Source organism: Exiguobacterium sp. s63, assembly GCF_018617335.1.
Lineage (GTDB): Bacteria > Bacillota > Bacilli > Exiguobacteriales > Exiguobacteriaceae > Exiguobacterium.
This window is the reverse complement of the sequence record NZ_JACSKB010000001.1, coordinates 1,085,288-1,108,734: the sequence shown is the minus strand read 5'-3', so window position 1 is coordinate 1,108,734 and position 23,447 is coordinate 1,085,288. Positions and strand designations below refer to the sequence as shown.

Here is a 23,447-nt window from a genome sequence, read left to right as displayed (position 1 = left end):
TTCATGACTGGAAGGTCGTAGGCGAGAATTTGTCTACGGCCTTTTGTTGTGAATAGAGGGGATGACGGCGACTCATGCGAACTCCTTATATAGATGAAAAAGGAGGAGTTATAGATGAGACTATTATTGACGTCAGCAGGCATTAAGAACGAAAGCATCAAACGAGCGCTTCTGGAACTATTGGGTAAACCGATTGAGGAGTGTGAGGCGCTCTGTATACCGACAGCCATTTATGCACTGAACGGGGGAACGAAACACGCATGGAACTTTTTCAATGGGGATTTCTCGACACCGATGTGTGAGTTAGGTTGGAAGTCGGTTGGGGTGCTCGAACTGAGCGCGCTTCCGAGCATTGATGAATCGGTGTGGAGACCGGCGTTTGAACAGGCCGACGTCCTGTTAGTGAACGGTGGCGACCCGCTCTTTTTACATCATTGGATGGAACAGTCCGGGGTGGCGGCGTTACTCCCTTCTTGGAATGGAGTTTACGTCGGATTGAGTGCGGGGAGCATGGTGATGACCCCACGAATCGGGGAGGAATTTGTCGGATGGCGTTCATCCGATGAGCAGAGCGATGAGACGTTAGGGTTTGTCGACTTCTCGATTTTTCCGCACCTAGACCATGAAATGTTACCGGGGAACACATCACGTCATGCAGCGGATTGGGCGGAGACATTACAAGCACCAGCTTATGCGATTGACGACGAGACGGCGATTCGTGTGAAGGATGGGAAGGTCGATGTGATTTCAGAAGGGAATTGGAAAAAGTTTTTCTGAATGTGTATAAGCAATAGGAAGGGGACATGAGAGATTGAACCGATTTACTCATCAACGAAAAACGAATCGAATCATCTTACGACCGTTAGAGAAGCAGGATTATGACGCATGGTTAGGCGGCTTTACGTACCGTCGTGTTTCGCAACACGTGTACGATCCTGGGAAATTAGATATGAGCGACTGTACATCTGTTTGGTTTGATCAACTAGTCGATACGCATCAATCGCTTGCGCATGAGGACCGTGCCTATATCTTTGCCATCTTTCGGATTGAAGACGGGGCGCACCTTGGCATGGTAGACTTCTCTACCTTGGCGCGAGATGGGTTTCATTGGGGAAGGATTGGATATACGATTCATAATCAACACTGGGGTCACGGATATGGAAAAGAAGCGGTCGACCTAGCGATGGAGATCGCATTCGATGAGTTATCCTTCCAACGGATCGAAGCACATATCAACCTAGACAATGGGGCATCGGTGTTACTTGCGGAGCGTGTCGGGATGACATACGAATGCACGAGAGATGGGTTCATCTATGAGAACGATGAGTGGGTAGACCATCTTGTCTATGTGAAAACGAAGCACCGTCGATAGAACGATTCCTGCTAAATATGGTACGATGAGTTGACGGAAAGGGGGATGAGCATGGCGATTGAACCACTTCGCGTGCGTGTCCAGCAAACAACACGGATGAGTGACATGCCGGAGGCGATCGAACTTTCGGCTGACGGCTTATATTATCCATTGAAGACGGGATTTATTCTCATGTTTGACCAACAACAAGAGGACGGACCGGTCCCGACGACAATCAAGTATACGCCGGAACGATTGGCACTCATCTGCAAAGGACCGATCGAGATGAATCACTCCTTCATCGAAGGTCGCTTCACGCAAAGCTTATACAAGAATCCATATATGTCGATGACGATGGCGACGACGACATCGCGACTCGATGTGTCCGAAGAATCATGTACGTTCGTATATGAATTATCCATGAACGAAGAAGATGTAGGGATATATGAGGTACATGTCGCATGGACATTTGAAGGAGGAGAGGACGTATGAACTTTACAGAACGCGTAAACAAGATTGAAGAAATGTTAAATGAAGACTGGTTTGAGATGCTCGAAACGAACGAAGAAGAGTATGAAGAGTGGCGCGGTCGTCTTGAAGATCATGCCGAACAAGTGATTGCCCATTATGACCAGGAGAACGGGGTCGATGTCAATTCAATCGATAAACTGCTTCAATTGAATGATGAGTTCCCGCTTCTTTACGGAGAAGATACGGTTCGCCTGTATATCGCACTCATCGAGGCACGCCCAGAAGACAAAGCGGTTTACGATCGGTACGTCGATTATTTGGCTGCCATCAGCGATGCATCACACGAACAGTTTTTACATTTCCATACGCTCGTCGAAGCGGGACGGTTAGAGGAAGCGAGACAACTCGCGCCACATATGCCGCAACGTCTCGGACTCGAAGAGTAAGCATAGCGAAAGTGTCATCTGAACAAGATGGCGCTTTTTTTATGGTTGAAAGGGGACACAATTCATTCCGAACGTCTATTTTAATTGGCGTGTGCGTTCCCTAAGATGAAGGAACAAGGAAATCAATTTAGAGAACGCGAATGGAAAGGAATAAAGGGGGAAATGGGATGTTGAGACTAATCAAGACGTCTGTCGAACAAAAAGAACAGATTCTCGCATTTTTAGAGGAATGGTATGAACGCGATGAGCGAATCGTCCCGACTTCGGTGGACCGTGAAACGACGGACTTTGAGGCATACGTCAACACGTTACGTCAGAAAGAATTACGTGAGAACGTAGAGGAAGGTTGGGTCCCGAGCACAACGTATTGGCTCACGGACGGGGAAGAGCTTCTCGGGGCGGCGAACATTCGTCACGAGTTGAATGAATCACTTTTGAAGATTGGCGGGCATGTCGGGTACGGGGTGAAACCGAGTGCGCGCGGGCGCGGACTCGCTACCATCCAACTGCAACTTGCGCTCGAGAAAGTAAAAGAACTTGGCATTGAGCGTGCACTCATCACGTGTAACCGGACAAACGTCGCTTCCCGTCAAGTCATTTTAAACAACGGGGGTGTCGCGGACACACCGTATATGGAAGAAGACGGGACGATTGTCGAGCGGTTTTGGATTGACTTGAGAGGGTGAAGACAAGATGGCGAACTGGATTATCATCTATTTGGCGCTGATTAACTTCTTCGGCATTTATTTGTTCCGGGAAGAGACCGTTCCTTCTAAGAAATGGTTCTCATTCTCGAGCGGGATCGCCATCACGTACTTCTTCATGTATCTTTTGCCGTCGCTGAACAAACGCCAGGACACGCTTCGCGTCGATTGGCTGAATCTGGCCTTACCTTCAGAGATCTACATCGTCAGTCTCATCGGATTCACGGTGTTCTACGGTACGATGCGGTTCGTTCGAACGCCTCACTTTCAAGATGAAGCGGTCGATCGGGCCGTTTCGTATTGGCTACAGGTGACACTCCTCACGGCATACATGACATTTTCAGCGTATGTGGTGACGGCGGACTCGGTGACGTTCGTTGCGAGAAGCTTCTATGCGACGGCGCTCGGTGTCCACTTTTTGGCGCTCGGACATGACTTGAACCGGCACTATGGAGAACGTTACATGCGACAAGGACGCTATTTGTTGAGCGGCGGGATTTTGCTCGGTGGGTTCTTTTCACGCTGGGTTGACTTGCCCGCGCACGTCGAAGCACTCTGTTTTGCCTTCGTGGCCGGAGCGATGATTCTCAATATCGTAAAGTTTGAACTCCCGTCAGATCGAAATCTGCACTTCCGCACATTCGTATTGGCCGTGTGCAGTTATGGGGGATTATTGCTCATCTTAAAACATCTTCTAAACTTCTAACGAGAACTTCACAAAAATGAATGACTGTTCATTCATCATTTGATATACTGAATTCAAGATTGAATCCGTTTTCATAAGGGGGAGTTTTGGGGATGTCTATATTTTTAATGGTCAACTGGATTCTATTCTTGCTCGTCCTCGGCTATGGTGTATATTTATTTGCTACGCTGGTTCATCAGCGCTATACGTTCATCAAGCTCGGGAAGAAAGCAGAATGGAGCCAAACGAACAAAGAACGACTTGAACAGGTCATGATCAACGTGTTCGGTCAAAAGAAATTGTTGAAGGATAAAAAGAGTGGCGCCATTCACGTCATGATGTTTTATGGCTTCATCCTCGTCCAATTCGGGGCGATTGATTTTATTTGGAAAGGACTAGCGGTCGGAACGCGCTTCCCACACATTCCGCTCGGTCCACTTTATCCAATCTTTACATTCATGCAAGAAATCGTCATGCTTATGATTCTCGTCGCGGTTGTTTGGGGATTCTACCGTCGTTACGTCGAGAAGCTCGTACGCTTGAAGCGAAACTTCTTAGCAGGTCTCGCCCTCATCTTCATCGGTGGGTTGATGGTTTCCGTCTTATTTGGGAACGGGTTTTACCTCGTCTATAAGGAAGAGCTTCCGATGTGGGGTGAACCGGTCGCGACACTCATCGGGTCTGTATTCTCTTGGGTACCAGGTTCGGTCGCTTTCGCCTTATTTGTTGTCTTTTGGTGGATGCACCTCTTATTCTTACTCAGCTTCATGGTCTACATTCCACAAGGGAAACACGCGCACTTGATCGCCGGCACGCTCAACGTTTGGCTCGGCCGCACACACAAAGTCGGTCGCTTGGCACCTGTTGATTTTTCAGCGATGGAAGAAGCGGAAGAGTCGGATGAAGAGATCGTCTTCGGGGTCAACAAGATTGAAGACTTTAACCAGAAGCAGCTCGTCGACTTATACGCATGTGTCGAGTGCGGACGTTGTACGAATGTATGTCCGGCAACCGGAACTGGGAAGATGTTGTCGCCGATGGACTTGATCGTCAAGCTTCGTGACCATATGAATATGAAGGGTGCGGCGGTCACGAGAAAATCACCGTGGGCACCGGCACTCATGTTCCAAAACACGCAAGGTGCTGAAATTGCAGCAGCGGCGCAAGATGGACATATGCTCGTTGCAGACGAATTGATCGGTAACGTCATCACGGAAGAAGAAATCTGGGCGTGTACAACATGCCGGAACTGTGAAGACCAATGTCCGGTCATGAACGAGCACGTCGATAAAATCATCGACCTTCGTCGTTACCTCGTCATGATGGAAGGGAAAATGGACCCAGAAGCGCAGCGCACGGTCGCTAATATCGAGCGTCAAGGAAACCCGTGGGGAATGAACCGGAAAGAACGCGAGAACTGGCGTAAGGACACAGAGCTCGTCATCCCGACGGCGAAAGAGAAGAAAAAAGCGGGAGAAGAATTTGAGTATCTCTTCTGGGTCGGCGCGATGGGCTCTTACGATAGCCGTAGCCAAAAAGTCGCGCAGAGCTTTGCGAGCGTGTTGAACAAGGCGGGTGTCTCCTTCGCCATTCTCGGAAACGAAGAGAAAAACTCAGGGGATACTCCACGCCGAATCGGAAACGAGTTACTCTTCCAAGAACTCGCCGAAGCGAACATTAAACTCTTTGAGAAGTATGGCGTGACAAAAATCGTCACGGTCGACCCGCACGCGTACAACACCTTCAAAAATGAGTATCCGGACTTCGGTTTGACTGACGTGAAAGTGTATCACCATACCGAATTACTCGCCGAGTTGCTCGATACGGGTCGGATTCAGCCGGATCTTCAAGTGAACGAACGTGTCGTCTATCACGACTCATGTTACCTCGGTCGTTACAATGGCATTTACGACGCACCACGATTTGTCCTCGAACGCATCCCGGGTGTCGAACTCGTCGAAGCAACACGTAACCGTGAAAACGGTATGTGCTGTGGAGCCGGTGGTGGTCTCATGTGGCAAGAAGAAAAAGTCGGGACACGTGTCAACGTGGCTCGGACGGAACAACTTCTTGAAACGAAACCGACCGTCATCGGTTCGGCATGTCCGTACTGTTTGACGATGTTGTCTGATGGAACGAAAGCGAAAGAAGTCGATGAGACCGTCGGCACGTTCGATGTCGTCGAATTGCTCGATCGTTCGCTGAAAGCCATCGAGATTCCAGAACCAGTTGTACAATAATAGATAAACAAGGCATGAATCAATCTCATGCCTTGTTTTTTTGTACGTGCAACGGGAAAAGGGAAATGATGTGATTCACAGAGATGAAAGAAGGGACAACGATGAAACAGTTGGTGGTTCTTCTCACAATTGTCAGTGCGCTCAGTAGTCAAATCCTTCCCCAGATTTTGTTTTTATCTATCATGGCTGTCGAAGAGGGTGTCGGGCGTCTCATTCCATTCCTGATTTTTTATGTGGCGAGTATGTCTGGTCTCTTATTGTGGGTGTATGTCATTGGTCGACGTGGTTCAAAGGATACGTTTTTAATTGCTTTGTCTATCCTTGTCGTCGGTCTCGTGTGTTTTGTTCTTCCATTTGATCGTGCCATTGAATGGAGCGCATTTTTGGTAGGTGTCGGCTCGATTGGAGTCGGTACCATCATGACGACGATTTTATCGCAATTGAATGAATTGAAGCCTGCTGCGAAAGCTGACTCGAATGAAGAGAGTGGCAGTTCATTACCATTAGTCCTCGCGTTAGTCGGCTGGATCGCTGTGTTCTCTTACGCATTGTCACAGTCGTACAATCTTGCCATCACCTTATTCTTAGTGAGTCTCATTTTGCCGTGGCTATTTGTACGAAAGTTGCCCCTTCAAAAATCGGCGACATGGCAGTTTGAAACCCGTTCTTTTCTCCGCGCCTTTATCGCGATCACCGTCTTTACGTTGATTAGTCGTCTCCTTAGTCTCTTGGAAGGAGCGCGAGGCTACATTGAAGTGTTTAGTCTGATGATTATTTTGTTAGCATATGTGGGTTGGTTGTTATTCCAAAAACGAGTTCGCGCCTTCATTGGGGCGAGTCGGACGCGCCAAGTTCAATTATTGTCATTTGTCATCGGATTGTTCGGCGGTTGGACGTTGATTGGTGCTGTGTTTGTCAGCATTGCTCTCTATTCGTTCCAAGTGTTAATGATATATGTGTTCGTTCCGTTTTTAGTCGGCGTGATTGGTTGGATCTTGTTTGGTCATATATTTGATTTTGCGCGACACCCTTATCTCGTTTTACTGATTTCTTCCCTTGTGTTTTTCCTTGGTTTTCTTAATCCGCTTGCGTTCATACCGGTATTGTTCGTAAGTGGATATACACAGACGATGTATTCTAATGTGAGTCACACGTATCTATTTGGTGAGTATGGTGAAAATAAAGAATTCGCATCATTACTTCTTCAATTATGGAAGCGGTTCGGAATGGTCGTGTCGTATTCGTTCTTGATGGTCGGATTATTAGCGTACGGTTTATACGTTGGACAGACCGTCAATACGGAATTATCGTTTCAAATCCCGAGAGGTTGGATGTTTGGTGTTTTGGGCCTGACGTGGTTGTTCAATATCGGGTTGATTAGTGTCTATTGGTTCCGTGTTCGAGCCGAGGTATTCAATGAATCATAATTTCCTCTAGCTTTTTCATATCGCTTTTGTTTATAATGAGGAGTGATGTTTAACTAGTGACGGAAAAGGAGTGTCCTTTAATGAATAAATCGTTGATTGATTTCGTTTATGAACTTCTCCAAGAAACTGGCGAACAGCCTGTTTCTTTTGATGAGATTCGCGAAAAAATCAAGCAAAACTATACGTTTGCGAGTGAAGAGGATGAACTCGAGAAAATCGCACAACTTTACACCGATTTGAACATCGACGGGTTGTTCGTCAACTTAGGAGCAAACCGTTGGGCGCTTCGCGTTTGGTATCCATTCGACAAGTCGGATGAAGATCTCGTTATCGAAGCACGTCAACGTGGTGAGCTTGACGAATTCGAAGAAGAGTTCGAAGAAGCAGACGAAGGCATCGTCGATATCGAAGATGACTTGGATGTATTCGCAAAAGTTGAAGATTACGATTCATCTGAATTCGATGATGAGGACGAAGAAGAAAAAGTAGAAGGCCTTGATGACTTCAAGGATGACGACTTGGACGACGACCTCGATCTCGAAGACGAGGATGATTTATAAGAGACCGCAAAAAGCCGGGCATTGCGCCCGGCTAGGCGTGTCTCTTTTTCTTTTTTAGTCGTTTTCATCGACTTGAAAAAAAGAAAAAATAATATCTTGACGACTGTATCGTCTCTGGCGTAAATTAGTCATGGGCTAGTTTAGCACGTAACGATGCAGCAAAAGTGTCCCCCATTCACGGGGGCACTTTTGCTTTTTTTGTTTTTTCGTTTCCCGATGGTTGGTATTCAAGAGAGGAGAAAGAAACATGACAAAGTACATTTTCGTAACAGGCGGGGTAGTATCTTCGCTCGGTAAAGGGATCACGGCAGCTTCACTCGCGCGTCTACTCAAAAATCGAGGACTCAACGTGACGATTCAAAAGTTTGACCCATACATCAACATCGACCCAGGTACGATGAGCCCGTATCAACACGGAGAAGTATTCGTCACAGATGATGGCGCTGAGACTGACCTTGACCTCGGACACTATGAGCGTTTCATCGACATTAACTTGTCGCAAAACGCGAACGTCACATCAGGACGCATTTATTCGACTGTCTTGAAAAAAGAGCGTCGTGGAGACTATAACGGTGGAACGGTTCAGGTCATTCCACATATCACGAATGAAATCAAAGACCGTGTCTTCCGTGCAGGTCGTGAGACGAACGCTGATGTCGTCATTACAGAGATTGGTGGAACAGTCGGAGATATCGAATCTCTTCCGTTCATCGAAGCCATTCGCCAAGTAAAAAATGACATCGGGAAAGAGAACGTCATGTACGTTCACTGTACGCTCGTTCCTTACCTTCGTGCGGCAGGTGAGATGAAGACGAAACCGACGCAACACAGCGTCAAAGAGCTTCGCAGCTACGGGATTCAGCCAGACATTATCGTTCTCCGTACAGAGCACGACATTCCGGAAGACATGCGTGAGAAAATCGCACTCTTCTGTGATACGCGTAAAGAAGCGGTCATCGAAGCACAAGATGCGTCGACACTTTACGAAGTACCACTCAACCTCCAAAAACAAGGGATGGACCAACTTGTCAACGACTACTTCGGTTTCAACACACCGGCTGCCGACATGACGGCTTGGAAAGAGCTCGTTCACACGGTCACACACCTTGAGAAGAAAGTGAAAATCGCACTCGTCGGGAAATATGTCGAGTTGCGTGATGCGTATATTTCAGTCGCAGAGGCGCTCAAGCATGCAGGTTATGCGTTCAACGCGGACATCGACATCGACTGGATCAACGCAGAAGACGTGACAGCTGAAAATGTCTCAGACATCCTCGGCGATGCAGACGGGATCCTCGTTCCTGGTGGATTCGGAGAACGTGGTATCGAAGGGAAAATCGAAGCGACACGTTTCGCTCGTGAAAACAACGTGCCATTCTTCGGAATCTGTCTCGGGATGCAACTCGCGACGGTCGAGTTTGCCCGTAACGTCTTGAAGTTGGAGGGTGCCCATACGGCTGAAATCGATCCATCGACACCGTATCCGATCATCGACCTTCTCCCAGAGCAAAAGGACATCGAAGACCTTGGCGGCACACTTCGTCTCGGACTCTATCCATGTAAACTCGAAAAAGGGACGAAAGCGCATGCCGCATACGATCAAGAGCTCGTCTACGAGCGTCACCGTCACCGTTATGAGTTCAACAACGAATACCGTGAAGCGTTCGAAGCAGAAGGCTTCAAGTTCTCAGGAACGAGCCCAGACGGTCGTCTCGTAGAAATCATTGAGATTCCAGAACACAAGTGGTTCGTGGCATCACAATTCCACCCAGAGTTGATTTCGCGTCCAGAACGTCCACAACGTCTATTCCATGACTTCATCCAAGCGTCACTTGGAGAATAAGTGATTGAAAGCCACGATCCGAAATGGATTGTGGCTTTTCTACATCAAAAGCATGAGAGGGAAGGTGCCCTCGGCAGGATACATCCCCTCCACTTTGTGGGTACACTAGAAGTAGAACGGGGAGAGGGTGATGGCTCATGAAAGAACGACATTCGATTTATCTTGGATATGGATTGGGACTTATCGCGCTCAGTCTGTTGCCGTTCGTCGTCCTGCCTTCACTCTTATTGCCGTACCAACTCGGTTGGACAGGCGTTGTTTTACTCGCCCTCTCGGTCGGACTACTTCGGGCCATTCGGGACGGCTCGAATGTCATCCTGAAGCAGATGTGGAAAATTACGTTCTCTCTCTTCTTGATTTTCGTTCTCGTCTATTACGTCTCGTTCGGACTCGTCCTCTATGACACATACGGGTTGGATCGTCTATTAGAACAATATGAACGACAGGCGGTTTGGGTGTTCGCGGCATTTAGCTTCTTACAGCCGATCGCCTTACCGGTCCCAGAAGCGGTCAGTGTGCCGATTGGGAGCGTGGCGCTCGGACCGTTTCGCGCAGCTATGGTCGGGAGTATTGCGACCACGCTCGGCATCTTTGTCATGTATGGGTTGGCCCGGTTCGGTCGTGAGCGAATCATTCGCTGGGTCGACGAGGAGAAGTTGAAGACGTACGACCGATATGTGAATAAGTACGGTCTTGGAATTTTGCTCGTGTTGTTCATCATTCCGATTTTGCCGGATGAGGTCATTTGTCTTGCGGCCGGGTTCAGTCGCGTGCCATTCCCGCGTTTTGCGGGTATCGCATTCGGGGCAAAACTCGTCACGTCGTTCGGGCTTGCCTATTCTTTATCCATCGGACAATTGTTTATGACCGATTCGAGTCCGATTGCCATCGCTTCCGTCATGGCGAGTTTGATTGTCTTGATTCTCGCGTTCATTTGGCGCAAACGAAAAAAAGGGGATTCGAACGGGACGCAAGAATAAGGTAAGGACTATTTATAGAGAGGAAGACAAGATGCGACAAGACAATGAAGTGGTCATTCGACCGATTGAAGCACAAGACTTATCACGACTATGGGAATTGATTTACCGCGAGGCGACACCGGAATGGAAACAGTGGGACGCCCCTTACTTCGAACATAAGGCGCTGTCCTACGAAGAGTTTCAGCAAATCGAACAGTCGCTCATTCAAAAAGATGACATGTGGGTCATTGAGGTCGATGGGATTGTATATGGGACCGTTTCTTACTATTTCGAGGATACCGGACGAGAGTGGCTCGAGATGGGCATCATCTTACATCAGTCTGACCGCTGGAATCGTGGTGTCGGGACGCGTGCCCTTCGTCTATGGACAGAACATTTGTTTGAGACGCTACCAGTCGTCCGTGTCGGTTTGACGACGTGGTCAGGAAATGAACGCATGATGCGGGTCGCTGAAAAAGTAGGGATGCAACTGGAAGGTCGAATCCGTCAAGTGCGTGTCGTGAATGAGAAGCGCTATGATTCGATTCGGATGGGCATATTACGGGAAGAATGGAATGAAAAAACGTTGAGGACATAAACCTCAACGTTTTTTTTGATGGTGTGATTGACGATATTGTAGGGGTGTCATGTTTTGGTAAGTTTTGAATGTACTGATGAACGTTGTACATGAAGAAAAACAATACGATTTCGCAATTGCACAAATAGGGGACGAGGTCACAATCAAATCGCTCATCGAGGCCTCGATTCGACGTCTGCGAATGCGTTCTGAAATGGTTTCACCCGTCTCCTGTTTAAATAAAGACGATAAATAATTGTTAGATAACCCGACTCCAATCGCTACGTTCGATAGAGACAAAGTGGGGTCGGTTAAGTGTTCCTCAATCAATCGGATGGCGGACAGAACGCGATGATCCGAAGAAACTTGAAAAGATACAAATGACATCATCATAGCCAATGATTCTGTAATGACAGGAATTGCATAAACAAAATCGAGTGGGGTATCAAGTTCATCGACCAGTTTTAACAGTGCACTCGTGTATGCGAGTGATGTTTGGACATTCGGATTAGAAGCAGGAACAAGGCGGCTCACATTATAGGTGAGTCCTCGGAAATAAAGCCGAACGCCATGATATTCATCAATCATCGGGTGCTTTAACAAATCGATAGTCAATGTTTCGAGCAATGTATTCGCTAGATGGAGTTGATTACTCTGAAGAGCCCGTATAATCTGCTCATCCAATTCATAAAAATTTTCCACGTAACTTTGGTCTGTGAAATGACTTTTTTCTCGAGCGAGATGGGTTAAAAACTGTTGTCGGATTCTATTTTCCATATAACTGTTCACTTCTTTCCTTGCGGGTAGAAGCGATCAAGAATGCTCATTTGGACGCATGTCGTTTCGTTTGCTGTTTTAGCTCCGCGATTTCTTTAGTAAATGCTCGTTCGTGTGATTCTGAAGAGTCTTGCATTCGTTGCTGAATGGCCTGGCTTTGCTGTCGAAATGCTTCCGTTTTGCGTTTGAATTGCTGCTGATATTGACGGTGTTGTTCATTGTGTAAATTCAAATCTACTGGTTGGTCTGCCATTAGGATATAGTGCCCCTTTCAACAAAAAATCAAACAGACTGACCCAACGCATCGTCAATACTAGATTAAAATTGTGTGATAAATGTGAAAAGTGGAATATATAAAATTTAGAAAGAAAATCAAATAAAAATGTGTCTAATATGTGTCTGAAATGTGTCCGCAACAATAAAGAAACGACAGACATAAAATATGTCTGTCGCATACTAACGATTTATTTTACTTCTTGATCTTTAATTGGGAACCACCCGGCACGTGTCGTGATGGCGTTCCATAGTGGAGCGGGGACGGCGAGTTCGGCTTGTTTGTTCAAGTCGAGTGCGGTCTCAATCTCGTCTTCACGGTCCGATTTCACTTTTTCGAGCCATTCCGGGTCGATGATCAGTTCGCGACCGAGTGCGGCAAGGTCGACAACCTCGAGCGCATCTTCCACTTGCGCCGGACGCTGAAGCTGCCCGACTCCGATGAGTGGGATGGCACCATTGATCCGTTTGGCGATGCGGTCAATCGAACGCTCCGTGACATTCTCATCGCGCATGGAAGCTGTATTGAAGTTCCAGAGAGACGCGTGAATATAATCGACGCCTTCCTCTAAAATCATATCGAGCAACACATCCGTGTCGTCGAGTGTGATACCTGGCTCTTCGATTTCTTCTGGTGAGAAGCGATAGCCGACGAGGAAGTTTTCCGCATCTGCGGCGGCTTCTTTGACACGACGAATGACTTCGCGTGGGAACGTCAAACGTCCATGGACATCACCGCCGAAGCGATCTTCACGGCGATTTGAGTGCGGTGAGAAGAATTGTTGAATCAAGTAAGTGTTCGCTCCGTGAATCTCGACTCCGTCAAATCCGGCTTCGATGGCGCGACTTGTCGCTTCACCGAACGCCTCGATGATGGCTTCGACTTCTGACGTCTCGAGGGCACGTGGTGTAGCGGCGCCTTCTCGGACAGGTGCGACGGCACTTGCACTGACAGGTTGTTCGTTCGGGACGAGTTCAGGTGGTGACATCCGTCCTGCGTGGAAAATTTGAAGGATGGCTTTTGCGCCTTCCGCTTTTAAACTTTCCGCCAATTGACGGAGACCTGGGATGAATTTGTCGTCATTGACCCCGAATGCGTTCGGGAACCCTTTCCCGTCTTCTGTCACGTACGCGCAAGCCGTGATGGCGAGCCCGACGTTTTGCGCCCGCTTCCGATAGTAGGCGAGCTCATGCTCGGATACTTCGCCTGTTGGTTCTGATGAGTAATGTGTCATCGGTGCCAACACGAGGCGGTTCGGTACTTCGACACCATTTTTGAACTGAAAAGGTTGTAACATACGTTTCATCTGAAATCCTCCTTCAATATGATACCTTGAAGTCTAAGCTTCTCGACTCAAAAATGCGAGTTGGATGCTTGTGAAACGGCACATTGCAGGTTGAATAAGCGTAAGAGATGATTGAACTGAAAAGAATAGGGTATAATACAGGAGAAAAGTTGATATCCGGTTCGAGACAATAGAGAGACCACAACAGAAGGGGGAAGCCTTATTTTTGTTGTGGTCTCTTTTTCTATTCATTGAGCCGTACTTACTATAGGAGGGAATAAGATGGAAATCAGAAATTTCTCAGCGAAAGAACGAGCGAAACGATATGAACAACTGACGAGTGAACGTCATGACGTTCTTGTTGTCGGTGGCGGAATCACAGGAGCGGGGATTGCGCTCGATGCATCGTCGCGTGGGATGAAGACAGCCGTCCTCGAGATGCAAGACTTTGCGGCAGGGACATCAAGTCGTTCGACAAAACTTGTTCACGGGGGACTCCGCTATTTGAAACAATTCGAAGTGGCGCTCGTCGCCGAAGTCGGGAAAGAGCGGGCCATCGTATATGAGAACGGTCCACACGTCACGACACCGGAACAAATGCTCTTACCGATGCACAAGGGAGGCACATTCGGTCCCTTCTCAACATCAATCGGGCTCATGGTGTATGACTTCCTCGCAGGTGTCAAACGGGCAGAACGTCGCATGATGCTCAAGCCGGATGAGGTCATCAAAAAGGCACCGCTCGTGAAGAAAGATGATTTAGTCGGAGGCGGCTATTACGTTGAGTACCGCACAGATGACGCACGATTAACGATTGAAGTGGCGAAAGAAGCCGCAAACCACGGTGCGCTTCTCATGAACTATGCGAAAGTGACAGGACTGATTTACGAGAACGGGAAAGTAGCCGGTGTCCACGTCGAAGACCAAATCGACGGGTCGACATATGACGTCTATGCGAAAAAAATCATCAATGCGACCGGTCCATGGGTTGATGAGTTACGAGAAGAAGATAACTCGAAAAAAGGCAAGCAACTTCGTTTGACGAAAGGGATTCACTTGGTCATCGACCAGTCGAAATTCCCGCTCAAACAAGCAATTTATTTCGATACACCAGACGGTCGCATGGTCTTTGCGATTCCACGCGGAAACAAAGCATACGTCGGAACGACGGATACGTTCTTCGATAAAAACAAGGCGCATCCACGCATGACGACGGAGGACCGTGATTATATTTTGGATGCCATCCACTATATGTTCCCGGACGTTCATGTCACGGCAGATGATGTGGAGTCAAGCTGGGCCGGTATTCGTCCATTGATTTACGAGGAAGGGAAAGATCCGTCTGAAATTTCACGTAAGGACGAAATCTGGCAGTCAGACAGTGGCTTGATTACGATCGCCGGCGGTAAATTGACAGGGTATCGCAAGATGTCAGAGACGGTCGTCGACCTCGTCGCCAAATTGTTGAAAGAAGAAGAAGGTGTCGTTTACTTGGCGAGCCGGACGAAACATATGCCGATTTCGGGTGGTCATGTCGGTGGGTCAAAAGGCTTCCAAGACTTCCTTGATAAGAAAACGAAAGAACTTCAAAATCATGGTCTCGATGCAGAACACGCGGAAGCGCTCGTCCGTCTATACGGATCGAATATCGATCGCGTCATCGAACGAATGGATGCGAACGCATATGACCTTCCTGAAATCGTCTATGCGCAATTAGTATACGGAATTGAGGAAGAATCGGTTGTTCGTGCCATCGACTTCTTAATTCGTCGGACGGGTGCGATGTTCTTTGATATCGACTTCGTTCGTCAATACAAAGACGGTGTCCTTCGTTGTATGGCTGACGTCTTTAAATGGTCAGACGAGCGTTTGAAAGAGGAACGTGAAGAGGTCGAGAAAGAAATTGAAATCGCGGTCGTTCCAGTGACGGTCGAATCATAAGATTCAATGTGTAACACGAGAGGTTCATTCTGAACAGGATGAACCTTTTTTATAGGGTGGTTTCATGTTTTCGGAATAACGGTATATCTCATAGGTAGTAACTCTTACCTTGAAGGAGAACAGGTTATGAAACGAAAACTTATCGCCGTCTTAGTGATCGGTGTTCTATTAATAGTCGGCTGGCGCTTTGTCGATTCAAATCGAATTTTGGCAGATGTGTATTATGTCAAAGTTCCGAACGCGGAAGTAGCGACACAGACATCGAACGGCTATCGATACGACCTCATCGGATACGATGAAGACGGGAAGAAACGATCTCTAGCCATTGCAACCTCTTCACTTCTAGCAGAAGGGGATTATTTGAAAGTGTTTGTGAAAGAAGAAGATGCGGAAGTGACCGATTATGAACGGGTCAATCAGTTAGAAGTGCCTGAACAATTGAAAGAAGAACAGGAAGTAGACAGTTCCGAACCATCGTTCCCTTGATTTCAAAAGATAGGCATCGCGAAAAAGAAACGAGTTTGGTATGGTTGAATTGTTTGATTATGGAAACCGACGTAAGGAAAGAAGGGACATGCATGTCACGGATGTTAATAGCAGATGACCAGGACGGGATTCGTACGATGCTCGCGCAAGTGTTTACAAACATGGGTGTAGACGTAGATACAGCGAAAGATGGCGTCAGCGCCTGGGAGTTTTTAGAGCGAGAACAATACGACTTGGTATTACTCGATATGAATATGCCTCGTATGTTTGGACATGAAGTGTTACGTCGCATGCGCGAGGAGAACGTGGAAACGCCCGTTATGATCATGACGGCATTTGGGGAAGAAACGGTGATCGAAGAAGTTCGTCGACTCGGAGTCGCTGCACAATTTGAAAAGCCGTTCGATATTTATGGAATGATTGAAAAAGTGAAAGAAGTCTTGAAAATTTGACGTTTCGTCACCAAGATGACATATGTAAACGCTTGCGCTAAGCCATTTCTATGCCCGAATAGCATAGGCACATGTTTTGCGGTGTGTTATAATGGGAACGAATTGCACGGGGGAACTTTTCCCAAACGTGTATAATAGCGAACAGACAGGAGGATGTCATTATGCCATTAGTATCAATGACAGAAATGCTTAACAAAGCATTCGAAGGCAAGTATGCAGTAGGCCAATTCAACATCAACAACCTCGAGTGGACGCAAGCGATTCTTCGCGCTGCGGAAGACGAGAAATCACCAGTAATCCTCGGTGTATCTGAAGGTGCAGCGAAGTACATGGGTGGCTTCACAACAGTTGTCAAAATGGTTGAAGGTCTCATGCACGACTACAACATCACTGTTCCAGTTGCAATCCACCTTGACCACGGTTCTTCATTCGACAAGTGTAAAGCAGCGATCGACGCTGGATTCACATCAGTCATGATCGACGGTTCACACCACCCGATCGACGAAAACGTCGAAATGACGAAACAAGTTGTCGAGTACGCGCACGCTAAAGGTGCTTCTGTTGAGGCAGAAGTCGGTACTGTTGGCGGCGAAGAAGACGGCGTCATCGGTGGCGTACAATACGCTGACCTCGATGAGTGTGTACGTGTTGTTAAAGAAGCGAAAGTAGATGCACTTGCTGCAGCACTCGGTTCTGTACACGGACCATACCAAGGTGAGCCGAAGCTTGGCTTCAAAGAGATGGAAGAAATCGCGAAAGCGACACAAACTCCACTCGTTCTTCACGGCGGATCAGGAATTCCTGAGCACCAAGTTAAAAAAGCAATCGAGCTCGGACACAGCAAGATCAACGTCAACACAGAGTGCCAACAAGAGTGGACTCGTGCGGTACGTGAGAAGCTTGACGCTGACTCGAAAGTATATGACCCACGTAAAGTTATCGGACCTGGGATCGAAGCGATCTACAACGTCGTAACTGGCAAAATGCGTGAGTTTGGTTCAAGCAACCAAGCATAATCCTGTTTGATCAAGTCGGTTCTCTATGAGGACCGACTTTTTATATTTTTGCTCCGTCGTCCCGAGTCGAATCTGACAATGGGTGTAGTAATTCGCTTAGTCTTTCCGCATAATAGAGATTGTAAGCGATCACAATTAGAGGAGGAGACACATATGCGTTTTTTCATTGACACAGCAAATGTGGAAGACATTAAAAAGGCTCACCAAATGGGCGTCATCGGAGGCGTGACGACCAATCCATCGCTCGTCGCCAAAGAAGGTGTCGACTTCCATACAAGACTTCGGGAAATCTGTGAGATCGTCGGGGATCTCTCAGTCAGCGCTGAAGTTATTGCACTCGATGCGCCGGGTATGGTGAAAGAAGGAAAGGAACTTGCCGCCATTGCGCCGAATATTACGGTAAAGGTACCGATGACGCCAGCGGGGATGGAAGCGGTGAAACAGTTTAAAGAACTCGGGATCAAAACGAACGTCACGCTCATCTTTAACGCCAACCAGGCGCTACTTGCAGCACGCGCCGGCGCATCATATGTTTCTCCGTTCATCGGACGATTGGATGATATCGGACAGGACGGACTCGATTTAGTCGAAACCATTGCGAACATCTTTGCGATTCATGGCATCGAAACAGAAATCATCGCGGCATCTGTACGTCACCCGGTTCACGTGACGAAGGCTGCACTTCTTGGGGCTGACATTGCTACGGTCCCATACAAAGTCATCGAACAGATGATGAAACATCCGCTCACAGACAAAGGTATTGAGCAGTTCTTAGCGGATTGGAACAACGCTCAATCCAAATAAGTCCGTCGTAGAAAGGTTTTGATTAGCGTGGAAATTTTGCATATCGTTGGGCAGCAAAAATTAGAAGGAACCGTCGAGATTAGCGGGGCGAAACAGAGCGCTCTCCCTTGCCTTGTGGCTGCACTTCTTACGGAAGAGTCGGTGACGATTGAAAACGTTCCGATGATTGAAGATGTGGAAGTGATGGTCAATCTGTTGAAAGAGCTCGGGGTTCGAGTGGAACGTGATGGCGAACGGACGACCATTCATTCGAATGAGGCGGTCGCCATGCCACTTCTCGGTTCTGAGACGCGGAAAGTCCGTGCCGCTGTCTACTTGCTCGGGGTCTTCGCCGCCCGTTTCGGAAAAGGTGCGGTGGGGCTACCTGGGGGATATGCGATTGGTCCACGACCGATTGATTTACATTTGAAAGCACTAGAGCGTCTTGGGATTCGTGTCGAGAATGAATCGGGACTCTATCATGTCCGGGTCGAGGAACTTGTCGGGAATCGAATTTATTTGGATTTACGGTCATTTGGGGCAACGGTGAGTGCCATGCTCGCAGCGGTTTTAGCGGAAGGGACGACGGTCATCGAAAATGCGGCCTGTGATCCGGAAGTCGTGGACGTGGCGACGATGCTCACATCGATGGGAGCGCACGTAAGTGGTGCCGGAACCGATGAAATTCGCATCAAAGGTGTCGAACGTCTGCATGGGTGCACGCACACGTTGATTCCAGATCGCCTTGAAGCCGGAACGTTCATGATGTTCGGTGCGGTGTCTGGTAGTGTGACCGTACAACCGGTCATTCCGACACACCTCGAAGGGGTCATCCAAAAATTATTGGACTTCGGAGCAGACGTCCAAGTCGGTGAGGAATCAGTCACCGTGACGGCCGACCGCTACGTGCCGACGGACATTCGGGTATTCCATTATTCTGGATATCCGAGCGACCTGCAGCCGATCATGTCTGCTGCTTTATTAAAAGCAGAGGGGACGAGTATCATCACCGATAAATTATATCCTCAGCGATTCCGGCATATTGCCGAGATGCGACGGATGAACGCACAAATCACACTTGAAGATGCTTCGGCGGTGATTCGTGGAGGGAATGCGTTAGCGAATGCCGAGATGGAATGTACGGATGCACGAAGTGCCGCAGCACTTGTCTTATCGGCACTTCAAGCAAATGGAGAATCGACATTGCTACATGCGGAACGATTGAATGATTCATATGTCGACTTTGTCGGCAAACTAAAACAACTTGGTGCGCTCGTATGGGTAGACGAACACACTGAAGTATAAAGGGGAGATTTCGGGTGGAACGAAGTTTATCGATGGAACTGGTCCGGGTGACAGAAGCAGCTGCACTTGCTTCAGCCCGTTGGATGGGACGAGGATTAAAAGTGGAAGCCGATGATGCGGCGACGACTGCCATGCGAGATGTCTTTGACACGATTCCAATGAAAGGGATTGTCGTCATCGGAGAAGGAGAGATGGATGAGGCTCCGATGTTATACATCGGAGAAAAAGTCGGAAACGGTTATGGCTCGCGTCTCGATGTTGCGGTCGACCCGTTAGAAGGAACGAACATCGTAGCGACAGGGACATGGGGAGCACTTGCCGTTCTTGCAGTCGCGGATGCAGGAGACCTCCTTCACGCCCCTGATATGTACATGGAAAAAATCGCAGTCGGCCCGGAAGCGGCTGGTCTCGTCAGTCTCGATAACTCGATTGAAGAGAACATTGAAATTGTGGCGAAAGCGAAGAAAAAGAACGTGGAAGACGTCGTCGTGACCATCTTACATCGAGAGCGTCATGAAGAAATGATCCAACGTGTCCGTGCGACAGGTGCGCGCATCAAACTCATTCCGGATGGGGACGTTGCGGCCGCAATCAATACGGCTTTCCCGAAAACGGGTGTCGATTTGCTTCTCGGTTCAGGTGGAGCGCCGGAAGGTGTCATCGCGGCGGTCGCGATGAAGTGTTTAGGTGGAGACTTCCAAGGACGCCTACTCCCGGAAGATGAAGCGCAGAAACAACGTTGCCATGACATGGGGATTGAAGACACGGATCGGATTCTTCTACTCAATGACTTAGTAAAAGGTGAAGATTGTATCTTTGCTGCGACCGGTGTCACCGACGGGGAATTGTTACGTGGTGTTCAGTTTACATCACAAGGTGGACAGACCCATTCGGTTGTCATGCGTGCCAAATCCGGAACCGTTCGTTTCGTCGAAGGGAACCACTCGCTCACGAAAAAACCAAAAATGGTCATGAAACCGGAATAATCAGAAGTCGTGGATGTGCAAACGTCCACGATTTTTTTTGTTATGAAATATCTATAAAACGGGAATGGAGTAGTCAGGAGGTGGATATGATGATCGAGGTAGCTGAACTTGTGAAAACGTTTAAAGATGTTCCCGCTGTGGATCATGTGTCGTTTTCCGTGAAAGAAGGAGAAATTTTTGCTTTTTTGGGACCGAACGGAGCGGGGAAATCGACAACGGTACAAATGTTGACGACACTCGTGCGTCCGACGTCTGGAACGGCACGAGTCAATGGATTCGATGTCGTCAAACAAGAGAAGGATGTCCGGTTATCAATTGGAGTCGCCCTGCAAGAGACGGGAATTGACAAAGTGTTGACGGGACGAGAGCTGCTTGTCTTACAAGGTCGTTTATTTAAAATGTCGAATGAAGAGGCACGCCGCCGTGCAGATGAGTTATTAGAAGTCGTTTCACTGACGGATGCGGCCGACCGACGGAGTGGTACGTATTCCGGGGGGATGCGCCGACGTCTCGATTTAGCCCTTACACTCGTTCATCGGCCGACGGTTCTTTTTTTGGACGAACCGACGACGGGTCTCGACCCAGCGAGCCGAATCGAGATTTGGAATGAAGTGCGGCGATTGAATCAGGAATTTGGAACGACGATTTTTTTGACGACCCAATACTTAGAGGAAGCGGACGAGTTGGCTGACCGCATCGCAATCATAAATCACGGGAAAATCGTGAGTGAAGGGACGGCTGAGGAGTTGAAACAACTCGTTGGTGGAGAGACAATCGCGATGGACTTTTCCAACGAATCGGACGCCGCGGCTGCTGCGACATTATTTGATGCTTCTTCGAGTGGAACACATGTGTCGTTTGAGTTACGTGATGTCACATTGACGGAAATCGTTCGATCGTTAGATGAACAAGGATTACAGCCTGAACGATTGACGGTGAAGCAACCGTCGCTTGATGATGTGTTCTTGAAAGTGACGGGCGAATCGTATGAAGGAGGCGAGATTCGTGTGGACTGAGACATGGTTATTCACGAAACGGAGTTTAGTGACGACGATTCGAAATCCGTTTTCGTTTATCCCGAACTTGATCATTTCTGTATTCTTTTTACTCGTGTATACGAGCGGTTTATCGAGTGTGGCCTCTTTGCCTCAGTTCGAAGGAAGCGATTATTTGAACTTCATCTTACCCGTATCAATCGTTTCAGGTGCAGTCGGGGGAGCGGGAGGCACGGGACAGGCGCTTGTCCGTGATATTGAGAGTGGCTATTTCGCACGGCTCTTGTTGACACCGGCGACCCGTACGGCAATCGTTCTCGGCCCAATGATTGCCGGGATGTTACAACTGCTCGTCCAAACATTGCTCATCTTTGCTGTCGCCTTTCTACTCGGTCTCACCATTCCTGTCGGTGCGGCTGGATTCTTTTTCACGGTATTACTCGCGATCGGATTTGGACTGGGCTTTGCGGGATATTCAGTGGGTGTGGCCTTGAAGACACGAAACGCTCAGGCGGCACAGGCGGGGACATTGTTGTTCTTCCCTTTGATTTTCCTGTCAACGACGTTCGTTCCGAAAGAATTGATTGAAGCGGAATGGTTGAAAGTGGCGGCGACGTTCAATCCGACCACGTATATTTTTGAAGGGATGCGGGCGGTTCTGACTCAGCCTGAGATTGATTGGGGAGCACTCTCAGCGGGACTCGCAGTCGCGGGGACGATGAGTGTCCTCATGATTGTCTTTGCTGCGACGAATGCGAGAGGGGCATTGAAGCAAAAATAAAAAACGACTCGGTTCCAATGAACCGAGTCGTGATGTTGTATTAGAGGTATGATCCAGCGCCAACGTAACGTGGTGCCCAGTATCCAGAAGTGAAGCTCGCGTATTTCACGCCGCCAGTTTCTGAGTTGATCATTTGTGTTTTGCTAAGTGCCATCCCAACGTGTTGAATCGTCCCACCTGAGTGTGAGAAGAAGACGAGGTCACCCGCTTGAATCGATGACTTCGAGATTTTCTTCGCGCTTGAGTATTGCTGACGTGAAGAACGTGGAAGTGTTTTGCCGATTGCTTTTTTATAAACATGACCAGTGTAACCTGAGCAGTCAAATCCAGCAGTCGTTGTTCCACCGTAACGGTAAGGTGTACCTAAATATTTTTTTGATTCTGCAACGAGTTTTGCACGTTTACTTGAAGATGACGTAGAAACCGTTGTTGACGTTGACGTGTTCGCTTTCAAGTACGTGTACGTTGAAGAAGCTGAAATGTAACGTGGTGAGCCTTTGTAGTTGATCTTATAGAACGAACCGGATTTACCAAGGTATGTATAGCGTTGACCTTTATCCATTTTCGCGACGACTTTCGATGACGTAAGTGACGGGGCAGTACGGATGTTCAAACCGTTTACTTTCGAGTAAGCAAATGTTCCAGTAGCGGCTTCCGCTTGTTCACCTGTTGAGAACATAAGACCCGAGAAAGCGACAGTGGCAGCGACAACGATTGATGCAATACGCTTTAGCATTGTGTAAATCCCTCCGTTTTTTAAAATCAACACGTTCATAGTTCATATATGACAAAATCGAGTAATGTTTTAATAGTCGAGCACAAGTTGCGGTTAATACCCGGTTTCCTGTGCAAATAAACTATATCATGCGCAAGACCGATGGCATTTTTCAATCGCAAGTCAAAAAAGCGTTTTCTTGTAACAAAAATGAAACAATATGCGGATATAGTACTTCTTTTGTTACAAAACCTTTCGGATTCGTGTAAAAATTTGTACATGAGGGAAATGCTTAAACAAAACCCTAGTCTTGTACAGTGACGGCATTGAAAAAATGTGGTTAGATGATGGCAGAACAAATGAATCAAGTTGAATTCTTCTTGTAATG

General features: G+C 47.9%; 25 protein-coding genes. 21 read left to right on the top strand and 4 right to left on the bottom strand.

Annotated elements, in window-relative coordinates; genetic code table 11:
- Positions 1-114: 114 nt before the first annotated feature.
- The 12 genes from KNO90_RS05555 (at position 115) to KNO90_RS05500 (ending at position 11,284) form a co-directional block, all read left to right on the top strand.
- Positions 115-777, top strand: a complete 663-nt coding sequence (locus KNO90_RS05555; protein ID WP_214742137.1) for a Type 1 glutamine amidotransferase-like domain-containing protein — start codon at positions 115-117, stop codon at positions 775-777.
- A 34-nt stretch (positions 778-811) separates the two neighbouring features.
- On the top strand, positions 812-1,372 hold the full coding sequence (locus KNO90_RS05550; RefSeq protein WP_215113188.1) for a GNAT family N-acetyltransferase: 561 nt from the start codon (positions 812-814) through the stop codon (positions 1,370-1,372).
- A gap of 51 nt (positions 1,373-1,423) precedes the next feature.
- Positions 1,424-1,843: a YwiB family protein gene (locus tag KNO90_RS05545; RefSeq protein WP_214742135.1), complete on the top strand. Its 420-nt coding sequence runs from the start codon at positions 1,424-1,426 to the stop codon at positions 1,841-1,843.
- Complete coding sequence (locus KNO90_RS05540; protein WP_214742134.1) at positions 1,840-2,268, top strand: hypothetical protein; 429 nt, start codon at positions 1,840-1,842, stop codon at positions 2,266-2,268. Before KNO90_RS05545 ends, KNO90_RS05540 begins: the two co-directional genes overlap by 4 nt.
- A 167-nt stretch (positions 2,269-2,435) precedes the next feature.
- Entirely contained in the window at positions 2,436-2,954 is a 519-nt protein-coding gene (locus KNO90_RS05535) for a GNAT family N-acetyltransferase (RefSeq protein ID WP_215113187.1), read from the top strand.
- Between the two features lie 7 nt (positions 2,955-2,961).
- Positions 2,962-3,678 (top strand): hypothetical protein, encoded by a 717-nt coding sequence (locus KNO90_RS05530; RefSeq protein WP_215113186.1) that lies wholly within the window; start codon positions 2,962-2,964, stop codon positions 3,676-3,678.
- A 92-nt stretch (positions 3,679-3,770) separates the two neighbouring features.
- A complete protein-coding gene (locus KNO90_RS05525) occupies positions 3,771-5,897 on the top strand; it encodes a (Fe-S)-binding protein (protein WP_215113185.1) in 2,127 nt (708 codons plus the stop codon).
- A 101-nt stretch (positions 5,898-5,998) separates the two neighbouring features.
- The gene (locus KNO90_RS05520; RefSeq protein WP_214742417.1) at positions 5,999-7,324 is read left to right on the top strand and encodes a hypothetical protein; all 1,326 of its coding nucleotides are present in this window, start codon (positions 5,999-6,001) and stop codon (positions 7,322-7,324) included.
- Between the two features lie 80 nt (positions 7,325-7,404).
- Entirely contained in the window at positions 7,405-7,884 is a 480-nt protein-coding gene (rpoE, locus tag KNO90_RS05515; protein ID WP_214742130.1) for a DNA-directed RNA polymerase subunit delta, read from the top strand.
- A gap of 247 nt (positions 7,885-8,131) precedes the next feature.
- On the top strand, positions 8,132-9,727 hold the full coding sequence (locus KNO90_RS05510) for a CTP synthase (RefSeq protein WP_214742129.1): 1,596 nt from the start codon (positions 8,132-8,134) through the stop codon (positions 9,725-9,727).
- Positions 9,728-9,864: 137 nt separating this feature from the next.
- On the top strand, positions 9,865-10,707 hold the full coding sequence (locus KNO90_RS05505; RefSeq protein ID WP_214742128.1) for a TVP38/TMEM64 family protein: 843 nt from the start codon (positions 9,865-9,867) through the stop codon (positions 10,705-10,707).
- A 31-nt stretch (positions 10,708-10,738) separates the two neighbouring features.
- On the top strand, positions 10,739-11,284 hold the full coding sequence (locus KNO90_RS05500; protein ID WP_214742127.1) for a GNAT family N-acetyltransferase: 546 nt from the start codon (positions 10,739-10,741) through the stop codon (positions 11,282-11,284).
- 3 nt (positions 11,285-11,287) lie between these two features.
- Here the strand turns inward: KNO90_RS05500 and KNO90_RS05495 are convergent, their stop codons facing one another.
- From KNO90_RS05495 to KNO90_RS05485, 3 genes are all read right to left on the bottom strand, one after another.
- Positions 11,288-12,040: a helix-turn-helix transcriptional regulator gene (locus tag KNO90_RS05495; protein ID WP_215113184.1), complete on the bottom strand. Its 753-nt coding sequence runs from the start codon at positions 12,038-12,040 to the stop codon at positions 11,288-11,290.
- 46 nt (positions 12,041-12,086) lie between these two features.
- Entirely contained in the window at positions 12,087-12,293 is a 207-nt protein-coding gene (locus tag KNO90_RS05490; protein ID WP_214742125.1) for a hypothetical protein, read from the bottom strand.
- A gap of 211 nt (positions 12,294-12,504) precedes the next feature.
- The gene (locus tag KNO90_RS05485; RefSeq protein WP_214742124.1) at positions 12,505-13,620 is read right to left on the bottom strand and encodes an NADH-dependent flavin oxidoreductase; all 1,116 of its coding nucleotides are present in this window, start codon (positions 13,618-13,620) and stop codon (positions 12,505-12,507) included.
- Positions 13,621-13,881: 261 nt separating this feature from the next.
- Here KNO90_RS05485 and KNO90_RS05480 point away from each other — a divergent pair, with 261 nt between their 5' ends.
- From KNO90_RS05480 to KNO90_RS05440, 9 genes are all read left to right on the top strand, one after another.
- Positions 13,882-15,540 (top strand): glycerol-3-phosphate dehydrogenase/oxidase, encoded by a 1,659-nt coding sequence (locus tag KNO90_RS05480; protein ID WP_214742123.1) that lies wholly within the window; start codon positions 13,882-13,884, stop codon positions 15,538-15,540.
- 126 nt (positions 15,541-15,666) lie between these two features.
- The gene (locus KNO90_RS05475) at positions 15,667-16,026 is read left to right on the top strand and encodes a YxeA family protein (RefSeq protein ID WP_214742122.1); all 360 of its coding nucleotides are present in this window, start codon (positions 15,667-15,669) and stop codon (positions 16,024-16,026) included.
- 92 nt (positions 16,027-16,118) lie between these two features.
- Positions 16,119-16,478 (top strand): response regulator, encoded by a 360-nt coding sequence (locus KNO90_RS05470; protein WP_214742121.1) that lies wholly within the window; start codon positions 16,119-16,121, stop codon positions 16,476-16,478.
- Between the two features lie 161 nt (positions 16,479-16,639).
- Complete coding sequence (gene fba, locus KNO90_RS05465; protein WP_214742120.1) at positions 16,640-17,494, top strand: class II fructose-1,6-bisphosphate aldolase; 855 nt, start codon at positions 16,640-16,642, stop codon at positions 17,492-17,494.
- A 153-nt stretch (positions 17,495-17,647) separates the two neighbouring features.
- Positions 17,648-18,298, top strand: a complete 651-nt coding sequence (gene fsa / locus KNO90_RS05460) for a fructose-6-phosphate aldolase (protein WP_214742119.1) — start codon at positions 17,648-17,650, stop codon at positions 18,296-18,298.
- 27 nt (positions 18,299-18,325) lie between these two features.
- Positions 18,326-19,582 carry a UDP-N-acetylglucosamine 1-carboxyvinyltransferase gene (gene murA / locus KNO90_RS05455; RefSeq protein ID WP_214742118.1) on the top strand — a complete coding sequence of 419 codons (1,257 nt, stop codon included), beginning with the start codon at positions 18,326-18,328 and terminating at the stop codon, positions 19,580-19,582.
- Positions 19,583-19,596: 14 nt separating this feature from the next.
- Positions 19,597-20,568 (top strand): class II fructose-bisphosphatase, encoded by a 972-nt coding sequence (glpX, locus tag KNO90_RS05450; protein ID WP_214742117.1) that lies wholly within the window; start codon positions 19,597-19,599, stop codon positions 20,566-20,568.
- A gap of 89 nt (positions 20,569-20,657) precedes the next feature.
- Positions 20,658-21,584: an ATP-binding cassette domain-containing protein gene (locus KNO90_RS05445; RefSeq protein ID WP_214742116.1), complete on the top strand. Its 927-nt coding sequence runs from the start codon at positions 20,658-20,660 to the stop codon at positions 21,582-21,584.
- Positions 21,574-22,344, top strand: a complete 771-nt coding sequence (locus KNO90_RS05440) for an ABC transporter permease (protein ID WP_214742115.1) — start codon at positions 21,574-21,576, stop codon at positions 22,342-22,344. The genes KNO90_RS05445 and KNO90_RS05440 overlap by 11 nt, the downstream gene beginning before the upstream one ends.
- Positions 22,345-22,384: 40 nt before the next feature.
- Here the strand turns inward: KNO90_RS05440 and KNO90_RS05435 are convergent, their stop codons facing one another.
- Positions 22,385-23,080 (bottom strand): C40 family peptidase, encoded by a 696-nt coding sequence (locus tag KNO90_RS05435; protein ID WP_214742114.1) that lies wholly within the window; start codon positions 23,078-23,080, stop codon positions 22,385-22,387.
- Positions 23,081-23,447 lie beyond the last annotated feature (367 nt).

Coding starts and splice junctions, on each gene's coding strand:
- KNO90_RS05510 (WP_214742129.1), top strand. CDS start 8,132: ATGACAAAGTACATTTTCGTAACAGGCGGGGTAGTATCTTCGCTCGGT.
- KNO90_RS05545 (WP_214742135.1), top strand. CDS start 1,424: ATGGCGATTGAACCACTTCGCGTGCGTGTCCAGCAAACAACACGGATG.
- KNO90_RS05520 (WP_214742417.1), top strand. CDS start 5,999: ATGAAACAGTTGGTGGTTCTTCTCACAATTGTCAGTGCGCTCAGTAGT.
- KNO90_RS05470 (WP_214742121.1), top strand. CDS start 16,119: ATGTCACGGATGTTAATAGCAGATGACCAGGACGGGATTCGTACGATG.
- KNO90_RS05480 (WP_214742123.1), top strand. CDS start 13,882: ATGGAAATCAGAAATTTCTCAGCGAAAGAACGAGCGAAACGATATGAA.
- KNO90_RS05540 (WP_214742134.1), top strand. CDS start 1,840: ATGAACTTTACAGAACGCGTAAACAAGATTGAAGAAATGTTAAATGAA.
- KNO90_RS05495 (WP_215113184.1), bottom strand. CDS start 12,040: ATGGAAAATAGAATCCGACAACAGTTTTTAACCCATCTCGCTCGAGAA.
- KNO90_RS05490 (WP_214742125.1), bottom strand. CDS start 12,293: ATGGCAGACCAACCAGTAGATTTGAATTTACACAATGAACAACACCGT.
- KNO90_RS05475 (WP_214742122.1), top strand. CDS start 15,667: ATGAAACGAAAACTTATCGCCGTCTTAGTGATCGGTGTTCTATTAATA.
- fsa (WP_214742119.1), top strand. CDS start 17,648: ATGCGTTTTTTCATTGACACAGCAAATGTGGAAGACATTAAAAAGGCT.
- KNO90_RS05435 (WP_214742114.1), bottom strand. CDS start 23,080: ATGCTAAAGCGTATTGCATCAATCGTTGTCGCTGCCACTGTCGCTTTC.
- KNO90_RS05445 (WP_214742116.1), top strand. CDS start 20,658: ATGATCGAGGTAGCTGAACTTGTGAAAACGTTTAAAGATGTTCCCGCT.
- KNO90_RS05505 (WP_214742128.1), top strand. CDS start 9,865: ATGAAAGAACGACATTCGATTTATCTTGGATATGGATTGGGACTTATC.
- fba (WP_214742120.1), top strand. CDS start 16,640: ATGCCATTAGTATCAATGACAGAAATGCTTAACAAAGCATTCGAAGGC.
- KNO90_RS05500 (WP_214742127.1), top strand. CDS start 10,739: ATGCGACAAGACAATGAAGTGGTCATTCGACCGATTGAAGCACAAGAC.
- rpoE (WP_214742130.1), top strand. CDS start 7,405: ATGAATAAATCGTTGATTGATTTCGTTTATGAACTTCTCCAAGAAACT.
- KNO90_RS05525 (WP_215113185.1), top strand. CDS start 3,771: ATGTCTATATTTTTAATGGTCAACTGGATTCTATTCTTGCTCGTCCTC.
- KNO90_RS05555 (WP_214742137.1), top strand. CDS start 115: ATGAGACTATTATTGACGTCAGCAGGCATTAAGAACGAAAGCATCAAA.
- KNO90_RS05535 (WP_215113187.1), top strand. CDS start 2,436: ATGTTGAGACTAATCAAGACGTCTGTCGAACAAAAAGAACAGATTCTC.
- KNO90_RS05530 (WP_215113186.1), top strand. CDS start 2,962: ATGGCGAACTGGATTATCATCTATTTGGCGCTGATTAACTTCTTCGGC.
- KNO90_RS05485 (WP_214742124.1), bottom strand. CDS start 13,620: ATGAAACGTATGTTACAACCTTTTCAGTTCAAAAATGGTGTCGAAGTA.